The sequence below is a fragment of the Pleurocapsa sp. PCC 7327 genome, assembly GCF_000317025.1.
In the GTDB taxonomy this organism is placed as follows: Bacteria; Cyanobacteriota; Cyanobacteriia; order Cyanobacteriales; family Microcystaceae; genus Hydrococcus.
On the sequence record NC_019689.1, the window covers coordinates 2,537,073 to 2,552,919 of the forward strand.

A 15,847-nucleotide genomic window follows, 5' to 3' on the forward strand; every position below is an offset into this window, starting at 1 on the left:
TATCAAGTTAAGATAACGCCACGCGCTTCAGCGGACGGCGATCGTGTTTGCATTGTAACTGTCAGCATATCCCTATCGCGGCTTTAACGTTCAAGCGATAACTGGATCGGGCTTCTTGCTATCAACTGCTTCTGCTCTGGCAAGTTCCACTTCATGAAAATGTTCTGAAGCCCAATTACAGAGAGTTTTAAGGGGGTTTACCAGCGTTTCACCTAGAGGAGTCAAGGAATACTCCACCATTGGCGGTACAACCGGATAGACCTTGCGATGAATCAGCCCGCTGTTTTCCAGATTGCGTAGGGTTTGAGTCAACATTTTCTGAGACACTCCGCCAATTTCACGGTGCAATTCACCATATCGTCTTGTGTTCCTAGATAGCGACAGAATCACTAAGGCCGTCCATTTATCAGCAATCAGATCGAGCACCTGACGAACATCAGATGTTTGGTCTAAGACACAAGGTCGAGATTGAGGTTCTATCATCTCACGCACTTTTGGGTATGTATAGCACTTTCAAGTATGTACTTATTTTCTAGATTGTAGCCCGTTGATAATGAAATTGCACTCAATCAAGCGAATTTCAGTATGATGATTTTTTCAAATAAAGTCGCAATCGTTACAGGTGGAACCTCTGGAATTGGTCGGGCGGCGGCGATCGCTTACGCCCAGCAAGGAGCCAACGTAGTGGTCGCTGGTCGTCGATCGCTTCAAGGGGAAGAGACAGTCAAAATAATTAAAGATGCTGGCGGAGAAGCATTGTTTATTCAAACAGATGTCACCCAAGAATCAGATATCAAAATAATGGTTGACAAAACAGTTGAAGTTTTTGGTCGTCTGGATATTGCGTTTAATAATGCGGGAACTTATGGCGAGAATACCTCGCTGATTGACCAACCGGACTCTGAATACGATCGCATTATGAATGTTAATGTAAAAGGTGTTTGGTTGTCGATGAAGCATGAGATCGTGCAAATGCTGCGTCAGGGCAATGGCACGATCGTTAATACATCGTCTGTTCTTGGTGTAGTTGCGATGCCGAGTGTCCCTCTCTATACTGCGAGTAAATATGCCGTGGAGGGCTTAACAAAAGCGGCTGCACTGCAATATACCCGAATATTTTAGTATCATTCGGAAGAAACTTAAAATCGAGGAGATTATGGGACTTTTTGACCAAGTTATCAACGCCATTAACGATCCCAATCAACAAGCCAACACCAACCAAATCGGTCAGATTATAGGTGTAGTGCAACAACTCGCTAGCAGTAAAGGGGTCGATCCCTCCGTTGCCCAAACCGTTACATCGGTTGTCGGCAATTACGTTCGTTCGTCACTCAAGCAGCAACAGGCAGCAGGCGGTACCCAACAAATATCAGCCATCCTCGACCAATTTAGCGGTACGCAAGCAAATCCAGCCGCCGTGCAAGCCTTATTTAGCCCACAACAGCAGCAACACATCGCCCAAGATGCAGCCCAAAAAACTGGTTTAAACGCAGATACTATTCAATCTATGCTGCCACTCATCGTTCCAGTGATTCTGAACTTGTTGCAATCGGGCAAGCAAGCTAGTGCTGCCTCTGGTTTGCCCGCCGGGAATTCGGTACTCAGCAGTTTTTTAGATAGCGATTCCGATGGAGATGTCGATATCGGAGATGCCCTTTCGTTTGCCAGCCGCTTTCTGAATCGTTAAGAGATTGGGGATTGGGACAACATTCTAATCCCCAGTTACTGCCACTCATCCCAATTTTCATTGAATATTGAAGTATCTGGAAAAGCAGTCGGATTACCGCTTTTATTTAATAAACGCTGGAGTTCGAGTAATTTTCTCTCTTTGATAATCGGGGTTTGGTCAACTAGCTGATAAGGCAAAATTTTGCCATCATCTAGCACAAACGCTGCTGTGATACCAGTTGCCGCCCCCGACGACCACTCAAAGGAATGGACTCGATAGGCTGCTGCGGCAATGTGGCTGACAGCGATACTTTTTCCTGCCACTAACAAATTATCGATTCTCTGGGGAATCATCGCCCGCAGGGGAATCTGGAAAGGATAAGCTTGTCCTGCGCCTCGACGTTCTCCTTCTCGTTCCGTATTTCCGGGGGCTTCTGGGGGTGATTGAGTCATACAGGGATGGAAATCGATCGCGTAGTGACCGATTCCCACCGAATCGGGATAAATAGTAGAACGCTTGCGCCGCTTGACGGCATCGGGCGAAACCTTGCCGCCAATGACATCTAATCCTTCTAATCCCGCTAAAGTCGCTTGCAGACGGCGATAAGTTTCGGGGGATAGGGTTTGGCGATAGTAGTCATCTTGATAGTTGCGGCGGGAAATATCGATTTCTGTAATCGAGAAACCATCTGCATAGGCATAGGAAGGTCTTCCTAAAATTCGTCGTCCCTCGCGCATGTAGGGATACTTAGACAAACCGTGTGCCGTTCCCATAGGAGAATCCAATCCTGCGAGGAAACGATTATTGGGATTGGGTTTTTTCACGCCATCTCCCAGTTGAGAATCGGTCGTTCCCATCACCAGCCAGTAAAAGTATGCTAAGGCGTGGTCTTCACCTCTGCGGAGGGTTTCTGTCCGCAATCCTCCCATCCAACCGCCAGGGGTTAATTGTCCGGTTGCTTTGAGTTGTTCGCGGGTGTAGATGAGATTATCTTGAGAGGTTCCCGGACGATAATCGTTGCCCCACGTCCAGTTTTGCATGGAAATATCTCCAGGCATGGGGGCATCAAAGGTAATGCCGCCAAATGTTTCCGATTGTCCTTCTTGCGGACTCCAAATGCGTCGATAGGTGAAAACTAAATTGAAGTTGGCTAGACGTTCTAATTCATAACTGAAGTAGGGGGCGTGCTGGAGATAAAATGGGGGCATCTCATGCTTTTGCGATTCCTCGGTCGCTTCCATGGCGAAGGTGTAAGTAAATCCCTGGGTGCAATAGGGGTCGGCAGTCGCGCTAGAGGAGGAAGGTTCTAGATAGGAGCGAGGATCGATGCCCAAGCGATAGGGAACGTCTGCTAGACCGACGATTTCTCCGGTTTCAGTCGCTTCGATAATGTACCAGTCAGCGGGTTTTTGTTGGTTGGAAGCTTTGGGAACGAAGCGAATGATGGTTTTCTTGAAGCGGGGGGAATTGTCGTAGCGATAGGCATCTTCAATAGTTTTCGAGAGGGGTTCGCTATTGAGAGGCGGTGCGCCTTCGGCAGGGCTATGTTGAATGGCGATCGCGCCCTTAATTTGTTCCCCCGTTCCCCCATTCGGGACTTTGCCGATCTCTAACTCTTTAATAACGGTGGTCGGAAACCATTTCAACGTTCCTTCGCCCTTTTGGGCGGCATCCTGTAACTGTTCCATCAATAGTTGATGACCGTCGCTAGGAAGAAAACAGGATTCGCTAACCCAACAATTGCCAGGATTGAGTTTGCCGTATTTCTCTTCGATCCGCTTTCTTAATTCTAGATAGCCGCGAGGATAGAAGAGACGTTCTCGCTGGGTTTGACGTTCGTCTAGGGCAGAGGTTCCCTGAGAAGAAATTTGTCCTCCTACCCAGTCGGTAATTTCTGTCAAACAAACGGTTTTTCCTTTCAATAAGGCTTCATAAGCTGCTGCCGTTCCCGCTAGTCCGCTGCCAACAACCAAGATCTCGCATTCTATCGTTTGGTCGGGATTTCTCGGCGGCGCAGCAAGAGTTAGTGGAGACATCGATTCCCAAACAATTAGACTCACGGGAATAGAAATAACACTCCGCCACCAATGACTGACAATCTTTTTCAACATCATCTAGTAATTATCTATGTTTCGTACTTTATTATCGAATCTTCAGTACTCATCGATCGCTTTTCCTCGATCTCTGTTCCCTAAATTAATGCAATTTAGATTGTGAAAAGATTGCCTATTTTCTTACAAGTCATCCCAAAAGTCTAGAATGTTATGTTGAGCGGAGCGCTCGCTCCGCTCAACATCTGAGTATACCAACTCCAAACAGAGATTTTTCGTTATGCTCTCCTGCACTGAGAATGACCAAATGGACTTTTGGGATGTCCTCTTACATAGCGTTAAACTTTTCCGTTGCCTCTCTCCAACCTTTGCACAAGTGCCAAAATAGTAGATATTGCAGGAATTCTCTTGACTTGTAAAGCCAATGTCTTATACGCCCAAGTATCTTAGTGGTAGCGAAATCCGACAAAAATTTCTAGACTTCTATGCACAGCGACAGCATAAAATCTTACCCAGCGCTTCTCTTATTCCAGAAGATCCGACGGTATTGCTGACTATCGCTGGAATGCTACCGTTTAAACCAATCTTCCTCGGTCAAAAGACACCGGACTATCCTCGCGCCACCACCTCCCAAAAATGCATCCGTACCAACGATATCGAAAATGTAGGACGCACTGCCAGACATCATACCTTTTTCGAGATGTTGGGCAACTTTAGCTTTGGGGATTATTTTAAAGAAGAGGCGATCGCTTGGGCGTGGGAACTGTCTACCGAAGTCTTTGGTTTGCCGCCAGAACGTCTTATTCCCAGCGTCTTTGAAGAAGATGACGAAGCATTCGCTATCTGGCACGATAAAATCGGCATTCCTCCCCACCGGATCAAGCGTATGGGGGCAGACGATAACTTCTGGGTATCGGGCCCTACAGGTCCTTGCGGTCCCTGTTCGGAAATTTATTACGACTTTCACCCAGAATTAGGAGACGAGAACATCGATTTAGAAGACGACAGTCGCTTCATCGAATTCTATAATCTGGTGTTCATGCAATATAATCGCGATGCACAAGGAAATCTCACTCCCTTACAAAGCAAAAACATCGACACGGGAATGGGACTAGAAAGGATGGCGCAAATCCTGCAACAAGTCCCCAATAACTATGAAACCGATCTAATTTTCCCCATCGTTAAAACGGCGGCGGAGATTGCAGGGATTGATTATTCAAAAGCAGACGAGAAAACCAAAGTATCTCTAAAAGTCATTGGCGATCACATTCGCGCTGTAGTCCATATGATTGCCGATGGGATTAGCGCATCGAATATCGGTCGCGGTTATGTATTGCGTCGCCTTATTCGTCGAGTTGTGCGTCACGGACGCTCGCTGGGGATCGAAGGCGTCTTTACACCTCAAGTTGCTGAAGTTGCGATCGCGCTGGCTAAAGACGTTTATCCTAACGTTATCGCAACAGAAGAAGATATTAAAGGTCAACTGCAACGAGAAGAGTCCGCTTTCCTCAAAACTATCGAAAAAGGAGAAAAACTACTTACAGAAATTCTCCAGAAAGAAAAACAACAGATTTCTGGCGAAGATGCCTTTACGTTATACGATACCCATGGCTTTCCTTTAGAACTGACTCAAGAAATCGCCGCAGAAAATAGTTTAACTGTAGATGTAGAAGGGTTTGAGAGGGAAATGGAGAAACAGCGCCAACGCGGCAGAGAATCTCACAAAACCATCGACCTCACCGTACAAGGTAGCCTAGATAAACTGGCAGAACATATTCATTCGACTGAATTTGTTGGCTATACTCAGTCTCAATCGACTGCCAAAGTCGAAGCTGTTTTAGTAGACGGAAAAACCGTCGAAGCAGCAGAAGCAGGAGAGCAAGTTCAAATCGTTCTCGATAAAACGCCTTTCTATGCAGAGTCTGGGGGACAAATTGGCGATAGAGGTTATTTAACTGGAGAAAATTTATTAGTCCGTATTGAAGATGTCCAAAAAGAATCGGATTTCTTTGTCCATTTCGGTCGCGTCGAACGGGGTATTATCCAGATAGGCGATACCGTCACCGCACAAATCGATCGCGCTTGTCGTCGTCGCGCCCAAGCCAATCATACCGCAACCCACCTATTGCAAGCGGCGCTGAAAAAGATCGTCGATGATTCGATTTCTCAAGCGGGTTCTTTAGTCGCCTTCGATCGCTTGCGTTTCGATTTTAACTGTCCTCGTGCTTTAACTCAGGAAGAATTACAACAAATCGAGGAACAAATTAATACTTGGATTGCTGAGGCGCACGATGCTCAGATTTCTATTATGCCGCTAGAAGAAGCAAAAACCAAAGGCGCGATCGCGATGTTTGGGGAAAAATATGGCGCACAAGTCCGAGTCATCGATATTCCCGGCGTTTCGATGGAATTGTGCGGTGGAACTCACGTGAGAAATACCGCAGAAATCGGACTGTTTAAAATTGTCTCGGAGACTGGGATTTCTTCTGGAGTCCGGCGGATAGAAGCGGTTGCTGGTCCTGCGGTTTTAGAATATCTAAACGTGCGCGATAAAATCGTTAGAGAGTTGAGCGATCGCTTTAAGGTTAAACCCGAAGAAATCAGCGATCGCATCACCAGTTTACAAGCAGAATTAAAAGCGACTCACAAGCAATTAGAAGCTGTCAAACAAGAACTCGCGATCGCAAAATCCGGCCAATTATTAGCACAAGCAGAGTCAGTCGGCGCGTATAAGGTTTTAGTTGCAGAAATGGGAGATATCGATCCTGATGCGCTGAAAACTGCTGCCGAAAGATTGCAACAAAAACTCGGCGAAGCTGCTGTTGTTTTAGGTTCCGTTCCTGAAGAAGGTAAAGTCAGTTTAGTTGCTGCTTTTAGTCAAAAAGTGAATAAAGATAAGAACCTACAAGCCGGTAAATTCATCGGCGAAATCGCCAAAATCTGTGGCGGTGGCGGCGGTGGAAGACCGAATTTAGCTCAAGCTGGCGGACGCGATCCGAGTAAGTTGAAAGAAGCGTTAGAAACTGCCAGGAAACAGTTAGTTGAAAGCTTGCAGTAATCCGTAGGGTAGGCAATATTGTCTACCTTACTCCAAATTGTTGAAGCTGTATATCTTGTTTACCATAACCAGTAAACATTAAAATCTCGCCAAGAAATTTATTTCTTGGCTAATAGCATAAGTCCATTAAAACTGAGATCTTGCACCATTCTCAACAACTGTTCTTGTAATTAATTTCCTGTTCGTAAGTTAGGGAAAAAAGAAAACTTAACAAAAGAGGGATAACCAGTGACCAGTGGATTGAACAGCTGGTCACTGATTATAAAGGACGTACTCTTTCTATTTAGGCAGATAAAACCCTCTCCTGAGAAGAGTGCTTTCTGAAAAATCTTCTCAGCGATCGCGCTTCTTGCTTTTAAGGTATTATATTTGTTTCTTACGGGCTTGGAGGGACTCGAACCCCCGACCTTGTGGTCCGTAGCCACACGCTCTAATCCACTAAGCTACAAGCCCTTGGTTTCATTCAACAGTAATCATACTATCACAAGATTCTAGCGATGACACAAGATTTAACCGGCGATCGAAAACTTTCTCATCTTAATGCCCAAGGAGAAGCCCAGATGGTAGATGTTTCCCACAAACAGTCTACCCGACGGGAAGCCATAGCCGCAGGTCGGGTGCGGATGTCAAAACATACCTTTGAAGCGATTGAAGCAGGAAATTCCCCCAAAGGAGACGTTTTAGGAATGGCAAAAGTCGCCGGGATTATGGCAGCAAAACAGACTGCAAATTTGATTCCTCTGTGCCATCCCCTACCTTTGCACAAGATAGACGTTCAAATAATTCCCGATGCCGAACTCCCCGGCTACCAAATTCGGGCTTCCGTCGCCACTAAAGCAGAAACGGGTGTAGAAATGGAAGCCCTGACAGCCGTTTCAGTAGCTGCTCTAACGCTCTACGACATGGCAAAAGCACTAGAAAAGTCAATGCAGATTGAGTCAATCTGCTTACTCAGTAAAACTGGCGGAAAATCGGGAGATTATCTCAGCCAGAAAGATTAAAATAATTTAAAATTAGATCAAATCGTATTTGTGACAGATCGCAGCAAACAAGGCAGCTAGAGCAGTGATTGCCAAGGCAATTAGGGGATGTTGTCCTTGGCTGACGGCAAAGGAAGTCACAACCCCAGCACCTAACCCAGCAGTTAATGCTGCCCCAACAAAATCTTTATCCGTGTTTTTTTTGTACATAAACGTTCTATCCAGTAGCTAAATGACTGACGAGAGAAAATAGTGTTCTCAAACATAGCACCCCGTTTCGAGCTGCTGAATAGCAAACTGAAATATTGCAATCAAGCTTTAGATTTAGCTAATTTTCTTAACAATAGAATGGAGTCTCGAACGATACATTAGATCGAGATGGAGTCCAGATTATTGCGCGATTTATGTCCAAAACTCATACTGTTGAAATTCGTCACCAAGGCAATACCCATATCATCCAAGTTTCAGAGGAGCAAACTATCTTAGAAGCGGCTTACGCTGCGGGGATAGATTTGCCGAGTTCTTGCCATGCCGGGGTTTGTACCACCTGTGCCGCTCAAATTCTTCAGGGAGAAGTCGATCGCGGCGATGCGATGGGAATTTCTCCCGAACTGCAAAGCGAAGGTTACGTGTTACTATGCGTTGCCCGTCCTCTTTGCGATCTAAAAATCGAATCGGAGAAAGAAGAAGCAGTATATCAGCGACAATTCGGACAGCCTTGATTCGGGCAAGAAATCGACGATCGCTCAGATGCGAAGATTGGCTGGGACTATCCATTCAACCCCAACAACCGCTTAGTGTGGATTACAGCTGCGATCGTCACGATTTCTTCTTTTACCCGATAGATGATGCGATAGGTATAGGCGTTTTTTTCTAGGATAGCTGGGTCGCTAAATTCAGGAACGACCGACCCAGCCCAAGGACATTCGATGAGGTCGCGGGTGGTATCTACAATCTTTTTTACCACCGCTGCCGCATAGGAAGGCGAGTCGCGGGCTATGTACGTGGCAACTGCGTCTACATCTTCAACTGCTTTAGAAGACCAAACTACTCGATAAGCCATTTTCTTAGAAGCCCTTCGACCTCCTCCTGTTTCAGCCCATTTTCTGTATCTGCGATATCCAGTCCTTGACGGACTTTTTCCAGGACATATAGATGATACTGGATATCTTCAATTGAACAATCATCTGGTAATTGATTCAAGATAGATTTAATGGCTTCTTTGATGGTATTCATACAGATATTACTGATTTTTAAAAGGTTAGAGAAATTATTAAACTTAAGTTAAAATTGCGATCGCCTCAATCGTAGTAGAGGACATCCCAAAAGTCCATTTGGTCATTCTCAGTGCAGGAGAACGTAACGAAAAATCTATGATTGGAGTTGGTATACTCAGATGTTTCGCTTCGCGATCGCTCCGCTCAACATGACATTCTCTACTTCTCAGACAACCTGTTAGCCACTGCGAGCGAGGGCAACAGTAATGAGCTATTGGCAATGCGTTCTACTGTTGGTAGCTGCCTATTAGGAAATAGTATAGTATCTTCACCCGATAGAGTGAAGAAAAAGTCAGGGTTCTTAAACCTTGGAATGTATGCTCTCTTGCTCTTTCTAGAAGAAATAAGCGACAAAAATAGGGGATTTAGAACCAGAAAACTCCCTCTACTAACTCCTCGTTCCTTAGATAAGCGATCTATCTCTAAATCGTTTGATTAACCAATCATCGAAGCCGTTAAAAAAATGACTCCAATCGTACTAATAGCCAACCCTAGCGATCGCATGACTGGAAAAGCGCGATCGCTAAATTTTTCTAAAATCACTTTACTAATCGCCCAGATTATGCTGCCAACGAGGATTTGAATAATTGCAAAACCTGCTAAGTATGCAACTAACGGAGTCATTTGTGCCCCAACAATTGACTCTCCATAGGCATAACCGTGAAAAATTCCGGCAACAATTGCTAAAGCGGCTAAAACAATGCCATAAAATTTAGGCGGATTCACCCTTATGTTTCTTAGTGCCAACAAGATTCCAAAAAGTACGACCGATGCAGAAATAATAATTTCGGGAAAAGGCAAGTTAACTGCTTGCAGATGAATTCCCGTTCCTAGCAGAGTCGCTAAAATAAAAACAATGGGAATATAAATGCCGCGATCCACAACCGCCGCGATCGCGCCAATTGCCACCACAAAAGCAAAATGATCCAAACCAATAATCGGATGGGCTAACCCCGAAATAAACCCTTCAAAGAAGTTAGCTGGCGTCTTCCCTCCGATAGCGTGGTGCGCCATCGCCTGTTGAGTAAAGCCCAAAAACGCGATTGCGACAATGGTGGAAAGCGTACCAATCTTGAACCACCGTTGACCAACTGTTAAATTGAACATCCTCTGTACCTCGCAGATAGATAGAAAAATGCCAGTTCTTTTATCGGCGGGCATCCTGACTCATCGATTTTGGATTGATAACTCACTAGATTGCTACTAATCCAATCCAAAATCTAAAATCCTTTCATCCAAAATCAAAAATCAAATCACAGTTGCGGGACAGCGTTGGACTTGCACCAAACTTTCCCCGTTACCTCTAATGGCTGCTCCCCATTAGAACCGATAATCCGGCATCATACCATTATTGAGAACGCAAAATTCAAATAGCTTGGGCAATGACGGTACGATGTCGAGGACTATTAGGAATGATAGTAGGGTTCTTAAACCCCGCTTCAAGCAAAGCTTGTTTGATATCCAAAGCAAAATATTGACCGAGAAAGGGTTCCGTACTTTTGAGTAACGTCAAAACGTAAGGCGGCATTTTCTTGTACGCCTCAGAGTGAGGATTCATATCCATAAGAGTGAAATATCCGCCAGGCCGCAACAATCGGCGTGCCTCGCGCAAGATTTCCCTGGCTGCTTGTTGAGGAAGTTCGTGGAACATCAAAAAAGCAGAGACTAGATCGAAAGAAGCATCCGGTAAACCTGTCGATTCCGCAGCAGCGTGTATCCAATCAATCCTGGCGTTGCGTTCTCTAGCCCGATATTGGGCTACGGCTAGATAATAAGGAGACAAATCCAAGCCAGTAATTTTTGCTTGGGGATAAACCTTCTGTAGCGCAAAGGTACTCAGTCCTACGCTACAACCCATGTCTAAAATATCTTGAGGCTCGATCGAGAGTTGTGCCCCTAAGACATCATGATAACTCTGGCGAAGCTTTGGATCTCCATTAATCCCTGCACCTTGCCAAATTGTGGCATGAACAGCATAAGCAGCCGATTCTAATTCTAAGGCGGCATCCCAGTTTAAATTCCCTTTTTCGTAAGCATGGAAGGAACACAGATAATAATCGGGATAGGTTAATTGGGAGTTGTCTACTGTAGCGAGTTCGCTTTCCCAGTCGTGAGATCGCAATTTTTGTACGTTTTCCCGCCAAGGCACGCCAATTTTTTCTGCCCGTTTAATCATCATGTTGCGGGCTTGGTGTTTTGCTAGGTTAGCTAAAGGTTTGATGGAAAGTATGCCATCAATCAGAGAAGAAGCTAATCTCAATTGCGTTTTAATTGATGTGGCTGTCATGGAAATTCTTGATGTGAAGTTGATTTAAACTGAGATCTTGCACCATTCTCAATAACCCGCCCCTCGATTAAAATCGCTGCCTCATATATAAAGTATAAAGTCGTCTTAAGACGACTAAATATTTATTCAGTCCATTTTAATGGACTTTACATGTAAGCCAGGAAATTTATTTCCTGGTGGCTAATGCGACTGGTACAAGATGTAAGTTTAAATAAAAAACGGCTTTTCTTAGCATATGAGTGCAACTTCACTATTTTAAATCCGAGGGGTGAGTTTTTCGCAGTAAGTGTAGATAAATCTCTAGCGTTTTTAGATAAACTCGCCCGTACGGTGGTTAGTAGTTAATTATCTCCCCGTCTTCCAGTCCCCCCGTCTCAGAAGTCTCTCCTATCTGTGGGACTGACTGTATCTCTTTCTTGGGACCTACATAAACCTGCGATCGCGCAATAGAATAGAAGTAGAGTCCTCGAAAGCTAGAGTCTGAGAGACGTTATTGCGCCTTTAGCGCTCTGTTTTTTTCATTACTGTGCTTTAAATCGAGATCGAGATAGCAGCCACGTTTCTATCTCGGTGCAGATTATTTCTCTATGAAATTAGTTTGAGTGCAGTTTGGTCGTTTAGTAGACTTTGTCAGGGAACGGCTTATGTTAAATTATCCATCATTGCATCAAGAACCGCGTTACGCACCAGCAGGAGTAATTCCCCTCAATCGAGATCGTTCGCATCTAGATTGGTTAGCAGCCCATGGTCGTCTTATTGCTCGCCAACGCGAAGAAACCGAAGATCGGTTGCTCGATAGTATAGATTTATCGGATTTACTCGATGTAGAAGAGGATATCTTTGAGGGTACCGAAGTTGAAACCGACCAGGAGTTAGATACCCTAGACGAAGAGTACCTCGACGAAACCGCATGAAGCTCTCAATCTTCTCAACCTTGTGGCAAAAATCTTACTGTCTATTATTTTCCCATTAATGGGTCAAAATCAATTACAAAAGTAGGTAAGAAAGGCAAAATTGAAAAGTTTCGGGAAAAATTCTATTTTTCTCGAACACGCCTTTCATTGTCTGGCGCGATTCGGAGAATAAGCGCGATGCCCCTACTCAATCGTCGATATTGGTTTCCATTACTAATGATTTTAGGGGTTGCACCCGCGATCGCGCAAGGAGCTAACTTCGGACAATTAAAGCTGGCTAGCGGTTTCGATCGAACAACGGCTGTCGTTAGCGGCTACACTAGCGGCTCTTACTCTCTCTCGTCCATTGCCAACACAGATCGATATCGCAGACCTTGCGTTGGCTACGGTGCGCCCAACCCCGATCATATCTTAGTACTGGAAAATGATTTTCCGAAACTGGCATTGCAAGTAGACAGTGGTGGAAAAGATACCACCCTGGTTATTCGAGGACCGGATAAAAATACGATTCGCTGTAACTTCGGCACCAATGACAGCCAAGATGCTCGCATCGAAGACAGTGACTGGAAAGCAGGACGATACGAAATCTGGGTTGGCTCGATGAAGTCCGGTCAGCGTTTGAACTATAGACTATCTGCCCAGTAATGGGATAGAATTATGAAAGAACAAAATTAAGATAATGGAGTAATCTAGTGACTCAGCGACTAAAACGATGGGAGTCGCCGCGTCGCCAAGGACGCAACGATAAGGGGAAAGGCGGTTCGGCACGACAAAGACAACTGAAAAAACAACAACAAATGCTGCGCAAAAAGCTAAAAGAGAATTCTCAAGCCAAGCAGCCAAACCAACAAGGGGGAAGAGAAATAAATCTCTTCCCTCTAATTTTTTGTCGGGCGATCGCGTTCTATTTTTTTATTTTAAGCAGCAACTTGGCTCAACTCGCCATTCGCGCCCATGAAAGACTCGTCTGACATGAGTTTGCCAATCGTCTCAAACATCTCGATCCAAGCTCGTTGCATCTGTACCGTCCACTCTGCTTCTAAGAACTCTGCAAAGGTAGATACTAAAGCTTGGCTAACCGAAAGATAATATTCTGGCGTAGCATGGTATCCGACATGGCTAGCCCCAACCTATTAATAGTCAAGATCGTAGCGATTATAAACATTATTCTTGTACTGAATTAACAGCTGGCTCCGACGCAAAAGATTACATTTTGTAAAGAAAAAGGCGATCGCTCTCTGGAGTTTCCCATTGCGATCGCACTAATTTTTCTGTTACGAGTTTAAACTGAAACTTCGCTCAACTCGCGGGTCATATGATCGAAAGGCTCGTCTACAAAAGAAGTATCTGATACTCCAGCCTCAAAGACCAACTCTTTAACCATTTCTTTCATAATTTGAATGCCTCGCACCGTTGGTCCGATGGGCACTCCCAGGGAGTTATAGGTTTCTCGCAATCCTTGCAGCACCCGTTCGTCCAAGACGTTAGTATCTCCTGCAACCAGCGCATAACTGGCATAGCGCAGGTAGTAGTCCATGTCCCTCAAACAAGCCGAATAACGACGAGTCGTGTAGGCATTGCCTCCAGGACGAATCAATTCTGGAACTTCTTCAAATAGTTGAGAACCCGCTTTTTTAACGATGACAGGAGAATTGGCATTAATGACGGCTGCTGCGGTGATGCGGGCAGTGCCAGACTCGAAATAAGTCTTCAGCTTGTCCATTGCATCCCGATCCAAATAACGTCCTGTCACGTCATAATTTCTAATCAGCTTAGTAACTGCATCTCGCATTAAATTTTTCTCCCAACAGCAATTTTTTTAGTGGCTTACAAACTTAAGGAAGCAGCGCGAATCTCTTCACGCTGACCCTTGAGTTTCGATCTATTTATTTATAATCCCACAGGGATGAACTGCTATAGACTTCGTTCGAGTAAGTCATTTATGTTGTTTGACAATATCGTTACTTTTCTATAGATTTCTTCATAAATAAAGCCCAACAATCAATAGTTAGTATAGTTAAATACATTTTTGTATTGTTTACAGATTTGAGTGCGATCGAGATAGAAAATTTTGTATCAAATAATACAAACCAAGAGCGAGCCTCTCTCTACGATGAATGATTCGAGACATAAAATACAGTTAAATCCGCAAGGAGTCATCCATGCCCGAAACGCCCCAAGAAGTCTTGAAGATGATTCAAGACAACAACATTCAAATAATCGACCTCAAATTCATTGACATGCCGGGGATCTGGCAGCACTGCTCTTTTTATCGAAATCAAATTGACGAAAGTTCTTTCGTTGATGGGGTTCCTTTTGATGGTTCGAGCATTCGGGGTTGGAAAGCCATTAATGAATCCGACATGGCAATGGTACCCGATCCAAAAACTGCATGGATCGATCCCTTCTACAAAGAGCCAACCTTGAGCATGATCTGTAGCATTAAAGAGCCTCGCACGGGGGAATGGTATACTCGCGATCCTCGCTCTATTGCTCAAAAAGCCGTTGATTTCTTAAAAAGTACTGGCATTGGCGATACGGCTTTTTTTGGTCCTGAAGCTGAATTCTTCGTTTTTGATGACGTTCGCTTCGATCAAACCGAAAGTCAAGCTTATTATTATGTAGACAGCGTTGAAGGTCGCTGGAATACGGGTCGCATGGAAGAAGGCGGCAACTTGGGTTACAAGCCTCGCTATAAAGAGGGCTATTTTCCCGTTGCTCCCACGGATACGCTGCAAGATATGCGTACCGAAATGCTGCTGACGATGGGCAAATGCGGCGTGCCTATCGAAAAGCACCATCACGAGGTAGCAACTGGAGGACAAAATGAGTTAGGTATCCGCTTTGCTACGCTGATTGATGCGGCTGACTACCTAATGACCTACAAGTATGTCATCAAAAACGTTGCCAAGAAGTACGGCAAAAGCGTCACTTTCATGCCCAAACCCCTGTTCAACGACAACGGTTCTGGGATGCACACTCACCAGTCTATCTGGAAAGACGGACAACCCCTCTTCTGGGGCGACGGCTATGCTAACTTGAGCAAGATGGCGTTGAATTATATCGGCGGTTTGCTCAAACACGCTCCCGCTCTCCTAGCGTTAACTAACCCAACAACCAACTCCTACAAGCGTTTGGTGCCTGGTTTTGAAGCGCCCGTAAACCTTGCCTACTCTCAAGGAAACCGTTCGGCTTCTATTCGCATTCCCCTATCCGGCACAAATCCCAAGGCAAAGCGTCTGGAGTTCCGCTGTCCCGATGCTACCTGTAACCCTTATCTGGCTTTTGCTGCGATGCTTTGTGCGGGTATTGATGGCATTAAGAACGAAATCGATCCGGGCGATCCTTTAGATGTTGATATCTACGATCTCAGCCCCGAAGAGTTGGCTAAAGTTCCTTCTACTCCCGGCTCTCTAGAAGCTGCTTTGGAGAATTTGGAAAAGGATCGTGCCTTCTTGACGGATTCGGGGGTCTTTACCGAAGACTTCATCCAAACCTGGATCGAATACAAACTCGACAACGAAGTAAACCCGATGCGCCTGCGTCCTCATCCCTACGAGTTTGCGCTCTACTACGATGCGTAAAAGCGATTAGCTTGACGTTGATGAGTT

At 45.0% G+C, this 15,847-nt stretch carries 16 protein-coding genes, 1 tRNA gene, 2 pseudogenes and 1 riboswitch; of the genes and pseudogenes, 9 read left to right on the forward strand and 10 right to left on the reverse strand.

The features are described 5' to 3' along the window. Positions 1-90: 90 nt before the first annotated feature. On the reverse strand, positions 91-483 hold the full coding sequence (locus tag PLE7327_RS11290) for a helix-turn-helix domain-containing protein (RefSeq protein ID WP_015143963.1): 393 nt from the start codon (positions 481-483) through the stop codon (positions 91-93). A gap of 105 nt (positions 484-588) precedes the next feature. On the opposite strand from PLE7327_RS11290, the pseudogene PLE7327_RS11295 reads away from it, so the two are divergent. Both PLE7327_RS11295 and PLE7327_RS11300 read left to right on the forward strand, forming a co-directional pair. Then, positions 589-1,113, forward strand: a pseudogene (locus PLE7327_RS11295) (SDR family NAD(P)-dependent oxidoreductase); the annotation flags it as partial. A gap of 43 nt (positions 1,114-1,156) precedes the next feature. Then, positions 1,157-1,687 (forward strand): DUF937 domain-containing protein, encoded by a 531-nt coding sequence (locus tag PLE7327_RS11300; RefSeq protein WP_015143965.1) that lies wholly within the window; start codon positions 1,157-1,159, stop codon positions 1,685-1,687. Positions 1,688-1,722: 35 nt separating this feature from the next. Here PLE7327_RS11300 and PLE7327_RS11305 read toward each other — a convergent pair whose 3' ends face one another. Further along, positions 1,723-3,780 (reverse strand): FAD-dependent oxidoreductase, encoded by a 2,058-nt coding sequence (locus PLE7327_RS11305; RefSeq protein ID WP_041393168.1) that lies wholly within the window; start codon positions 3,778-3,780, stop codon positions 1,723-1,725. A 364-nt stretch (positions 3,781-4,144) separates the two neighbouring features. Between PLE7327_RS11305 and alaS the strand changes: the two genes are divergently transcribed. After that, positions 4,145-6,778, forward strand: a complete 2,634-nt coding sequence (gene alaS / locus PLE7327_RS11310) for an alanine--tRNA ligase (RefSeq protein ID WP_015143967.1) — start codon at positions 4,145-4,147, stop codon at positions 6,776-6,778. Between the two features lie 379 nt (positions 6,779-7,157). Here alaS and PLE7327_RS11315 read toward each other — a convergent pair. Then, positions 7,158-7,231: transfer RNA gene (locus PLE7327_RS11315), tRNA-Arg, on the reverse strand. Positions 7,232-7,275: 44 nt separating this feature from the next. Here PLE7327_RS11315 and moaC point away from each other — a divergent pair. Continuing rightward, complete coding sequence (gene moaC, locus PLE7327_RS11320) at positions 7,276-7,779, forward strand: cyclic pyranopterin monophosphate synthase MoaC (RefSeq protein WP_015143968.1); 504 nt, start codon at positions 7,276-7,278, stop codon at positions 7,777-7,779. Between the two features lie 12 nt (positions 7,780-7,791). Here the strand turns inward: moaC and PLE7327_RS24835 are convergent, their stop codons facing one another. Beyond that, positions 7,792-7,968: a hypothetical protein gene (locus tag PLE7327_RS24835; RefSeq protein WP_015143969.1), complete on the reverse strand. Its 177-nt coding sequence runs from the start codon at positions 7,966-7,968 to the stop codon at positions 7,792-7,794. Positions 7,969-8,162: 194 nt separating this feature from the next. Between PLE7327_RS24835 and PLE7327_RS11325 the strand changes: the two genes are divergently transcribed. Further along, positions 8,163-8,480 (forward strand): 2Fe-2S iron-sulfur cluster-binding protein, encoded by a 318-nt coding sequence (locus PLE7327_RS11325; RefSeq protein ID WP_015143970.1) that lies wholly within the window; start codon positions 8,163-8,165, stop codon positions 8,478-8,480. A 47-nt stretch (positions 8,481-8,527) separates the two neighbouring features. Here the strand turns inward: PLE7327_RS11325 and PLE7327_RS11330 are convergent, their stop codons facing one another. The 4 genes from PLE7327_RS11330 to PLE7327_RS11345 form a co-directional block, all read right to left on the reverse strand. Beyond that, complete coding sequence (locus PLE7327_RS11330; protein ID WP_015143971.1) at positions 8,528-8,821, reverse strand: type II toxin-antitoxin system RelE/ParE family toxin; 294 nt, start codon at positions 8,819-8,821, stop codon at positions 8,528-8,530. Then, entirely contained in the window at positions 8,806-8,994 is a 189-nt protein-coding gene (locus PLE7327_RS11335; protein ID WP_015143972.1) for a hypothetical protein, read from the reverse strand. Before PLE7327_RS11335 ends, PLE7327_RS11330 begins: the two co-directional genes overlap by 16 nt. 476 nt (positions 8,995-9,470) lie before the next feature. Then, positions 9,471-10,142, reverse strand: coding sequence for a HupE/UreJ family protein (locus PLE7327_RS11340; protein ID WP_015143973.1), 672 nt, complete (start codon positions 10,140-10,142; stop codon positions 9,471-9,473). A 27-nt stretch (positions 10,143-10,169) separates the two neighbouring features. Next, positions 10,170-10,381, reverse strand: a riboswitch (cobalamin riboswitch). Between the two features lie 20 nt (positions 10,382-10,401). Continuing rightward, complete coding sequence (locus PLE7327_RS11345) at positions 10,402-11,322, reverse strand: class I SAM-dependent methyltransferase (RefSeq protein ID WP_015143974.1); 921 nt, start codon at positions 11,320-11,322, stop codon at positions 10,402-10,404. A 644-nt stretch (positions 11,323-11,966) separates the two neighbouring features. On the opposite strand from PLE7327_RS11345, the gene PLE7327_RS11350 reads away from it, so the two are divergent. The 3 genes from PLE7327_RS11350 (at position 11,967) to PLE7327_RS11360 (ending at position 13,207) form a co-directional block, all read left to right on the forward strand. Continuing rightward, on the forward strand, positions 11,967-12,236 hold the full coding sequence (locus tag PLE7327_RS11350) for a DUF3134 family protein (RefSeq protein WP_015143975.1): 270 nt from the start codon (positions 11,967-11,969) through the stop codon (positions 12,234-12,236). Positions 12,237-12,413: 177 nt separating this feature from the next. After that, on the forward strand, positions 12,414-12,881 hold the full coding sequence (locus PLE7327_RS11355) for a hypothetical protein (RefSeq protein WP_015143976.1): 468 nt from the start codon (positions 12,414-12,416) through the stop codon (positions 12,879-12,881). 47 nt (positions 12,882-12,928) lie between these two features. Continuing rightward, positions 12,929-13,207 carry a hypothetical protein gene (locus PLE7327_RS11360; RefSeq protein ID WP_015143977.1) on the forward strand — a complete coding sequence of 93 codons (279 nt, stop codon included), beginning with the start codon at positions 12,929-12,931 and terminating at the stop codon, positions 13,205-13,207. On the opposite strand, the pseudogene PLE7327_RS26530 reads toward PLE7327_RS11360, so the two are convergent. Together PLE7327_RS26530 and apcB are read right to left on the reverse strand one after the other, a co-directional pair. Then, positions 13,154-13,351, reverse strand: a pseudogene (locus PLE7327_RS26530) (hypothetical protein); the annotation flags it as partial. The gene PLE7327_RS11360 and the pseudogene PLE7327_RS26530 sit on opposite strands and share 54 nt — an antisense overlap. A 167-nt stretch (positions 13,352-13,518) precedes the next feature. After that, the gene (gene apcB, locus PLE7327_RS11365) at positions 13,519-14,028 is read right to left on the reverse strand and encodes an allophycocyanin subunit beta (RefSeq protein WP_015143978.1); all 510 of its coding nucleotides are present in this window, start codon (positions 14,026-14,028) and stop codon (positions 13,519-13,521) included. 370 nt (positions 14,029-14,398) lie between these two features. Here apcB and glnA point away from each other — a divergent pair, with 370 nt between their 5' ends. Further along, positions 14,399-15,820: a type I glutamate--ammonia ligase gene (glnA, locus tag PLE7327_RS11370; RefSeq protein WP_015143979.1), complete on the forward strand. Its 1,422-nt coding sequence runs from the start codon at positions 14,399-14,401 to the stop codon at positions 15,818-15,820. Positions 15,821-15,847: the final 27 nt, after the last annotated feature.

Coding starts and splice junctions, on each gene's coding strand:
- PLE7327_RS11305 (WP_041393168.1), bottom strand. CDS start 3,780: ATGTTGAAAAAGATTGTCAGTCATTGGTGGCGGAGTGTTATTTCTATT.
- PLE7327_RS11325 (WP_015143970.1), top strand. CDS start 8,163: ATGTCCAAAACTCATACTGTTGAAATTCGTCACCAAGGCAATACCCAT.
- PLE7327_RS11330 (WP_015143971.1), bottom strand. CDS start 8,821: ATGGCTTATCGAGTAGTTTGGTCTTCTAAAGCAGTTGAAGATGTAGAC.
- PLE7327_RS11335 (WP_015143972.1), bottom strand. CDS start 8,994: ATGAATACCATCAAAGAAGCCATTAAATCTATCTTGAATCAATTACCA.
- PLE7327_RS11340 (WP_015143973.1), bottom strand. CDS start 10,142: ATGTTCAATTTAACAGTTGGTCAACGGTGGTTCAAGATTGGTACGCTT.
- PLE7327_RS11355 (WP_015143976.1), top strand. CDS start 12,414: ATGCCCCTACTCAATCGTCGATATTGGTTTCCATTACTAATGATTTTA.
- PLE7327_RS24835 (WP_015143969.1), bottom strand. CDS start 7,968: ATGTACAAAAAAAACACGGATAAAGATTTTGTTGGGGCAGCATTAACT.
- alaS (WP_015143967.1), top strand. CDS start 4,145: ATGTCTTATACGCCCAAGTATCTTAGTGGTAGCGAAATCCGACAAAAA.
- apcB (WP_015143978.1), bottom strand. CDS start 14,028: ATGCGAGATGCAGTTACTAAGCTGATTAGAAATTATGACGTGACAGGA.
- moaC (WP_015143968.1), top strand. CDS start 7,276: ATGACACAAGATTTAACCGGCGATCGAAAACTTTCTCATCTTAATGCC.
- glnA (WP_015143979.1), top strand. CDS start 14,399: ATGCCCGAAACGCCCCAAGAAGTCTTGAAGATGATTCAAGACAACAAC.
- PLE7327_RS11300 (WP_015143965.1), top strand. CDS start 1,157: ATGGGACTTTTTGACCAAGTTATCAACGCCATTAACGATCCCAATCAA.
- PLE7327_RS11290 (WP_015143963.1), bottom strand. CDS start 483: ATGATAGAACCTCAATCTCGACCTTGTGTCTTAGACCAAACATCTGAT.
- PLE7327_RS11345 (WP_015143974.1), bottom strand. CDS start 11,322: ATGACAGCCACATCAATTAAAACGCAATTGAGATTAGCTTCTTCTCTG.
- PLE7327_RS11350 (WP_015143975.1), top strand. CDS start 11,967: ATGTTAAATTATCCATCATTGCATCAAGAACCGCGTTACGCACCAGCA.